This window comes from Microcystis sp. M49636_WE2 (assembly GCF_030065375.1).
Classification (GTDB): domain Bacteria; phylum Cyanobacteriota; class Cyanobacteriia; order Cyanobacteriales; family Microcystaceae; genus Microcystis; species Microcystis aeruginosa_C.
Map to the genome: position 1 here is coordinate 1 of NZ_JASJFG010000087.1, position 1,609 is coordinate 1,609.

General features: G+C 42.0%; 3 protein-coding genes. All 3 read right to left on the minus strand.

What is annotated here, in order from left to right; translation table 11 throughout:
- Positions 1-26: 26 nt before the first annotated feature.
- On the minus strand, positions 27-470 hold the full coding sequence (locus tag PX484_RS02055) for a type II toxin-antitoxin system YhaV family toxin (protein ID WP_287767082.1): 444 nt from the start codon (positions 468-470) through the stop codon (positions 27-29).
- Positions 460-780, minus strand: coding sequence for a hypothetical protein (locus PX484_RS02060; RefSeq protein ID WP_002777378.1), 321 nt, complete (start codon positions 778-780; stop codon positions 460-462). The genes PX484_RS02055 and PX484_RS02060 overlap by 11 nt, the downstream gene beginning before the upstream one ends.
- 551 nt (positions 781-1,331) lie before the next feature.
- Complete coding sequence (locus PX484_RS02065; RefSeq protein WP_002802191.1) at positions 1,332-1,502, minus strand: hypothetical protein; 171 nt, start codon at positions 1,500-1,502, stop codon at positions 1,332-1,334.
- Between the last annotated feature and the right edge of the window lie 107 nt (positions 1,503-1,609).

Here is a 1,609-nt window from a genome sequence, read left to right on the forward strand (position 1 = left end):
CGCTTTTTCAACCACCTTATCACTAGCTAATCTTCTTGGCTATCAAGGATTAAAGCGTCAAGAGAATTGGGAAAATCACCTCGCTCAACCATTTTTGTGAAAACTTTGTAACAATCATTTTTATCCCCTTGTTTGCGAGGACAGCCTAGCCATAAAACAAAAATTGCTTTATACTCCTCGGTTTGTATAGCCCGAAAGAATAAGCGATAACGGTCAGGTAGTCCCATCTTTTTGACTCTTCCGTAATGCTTGAGCGCCCCAGTCAGAGCAAAATGGGAAGCAAAAGGGTCGAGAGGGATTTTTTCTTTAATGGCGACCATAATCGCCCTGTAGAGTTTGACTGTAGAATGAGTACGGTATGCTTCTGTTGGCAAGGTGTTTTTTAGTTTACGAACCTCAACTTGTAAATCGCGACGTTGTTGCCCAAAAAGTCTTTTAATAAAGTAGATTCGCCAACCGTTAACTATCAAGTTCTACTCCTGTCATCAACTCTTCATCGACCGCTGCCATCGCTTCCGTATAAGCTTCTAACTCAGCATCAGGATTTAATAGGGCTTGCTTGGTCAGAAAATCTAAGAATAAACTCAGCATCAGTTCATCTTCCTCCTGTTCTACAGATTGAGGCTGTAAGCGGACTAATAAGGTATCAGGGCTGATAACTTCAACAGCACCTTTAGCTTCTTTGAATTGGGGATTATCCTTAAAAAAACTGGCACTCAGACGGAAACCTGAAGCATTGCCTATTCTAGCCCAGGTTAGATTGTATTGTTTGTTACTCATGATTTTAGGCAAGGTTTACTACATATCATGTTATTACATAATTTAATAACATACAAGGTTGCCCAGCTTCTCAACCGCGTTTTAGCTGAACTTCCCCCATACATATATACTATAGGGGAGCGCGCCGAGAAAGCCATCGAGTAAAACTAGCGGATTTCGATTTAAGTACCTAAGCAAAATTAATTAGGGTTTGCTGAAAAAGCTTTTCCTGGGGGCAGGGTGTGGGGTGTGGGGTGTGGGGTGTGGGGTGTGGGGTTTTACCGATTTTGAGGCAGTCAATTACCTAATTTTCAGGGAAAAAGTACCTGAATTTTCCCCCCGATCCCCGCAACGGCTGGCACTTTTTGAGTAAAAACAAGTCTAAAAGTCTTATCCAACAAGGTTTTTAGATTTATTCAGCAGACCCTAATTACACATATCTAACCCCCTCTTGCCTTTTGCCTCTTGCCTTTTGCCTATCTTTACTAGGAAATTAATTTTGCACGACTACTTACCAATAAACCCCTTGTCGGCTAGGATATTGTTGCCTTGAATGAACTGCAATACGGATTCTACTGCGGGAGCGTTCGGGGAATAAACCAAAAGGTCAACATTTCACTATCTCTGAAACTAGGCTCAGGTCCAGGCAGCATGGGAGTCAAGCGATATCCCTGTTCTTGATACCAGTCATCCACCAGGACATAAATAATAGTCAAGAGGTTGGGAGCATCTATCCTATTCATGGGAGGCCTCATCGAAAATTTGGGTCTGAAACCCCGTCGTTCTACGACGGCTTTACTGTTAAATATTAGCGCATTTACAAAATATATGCTAAAATGTGAGACATGGA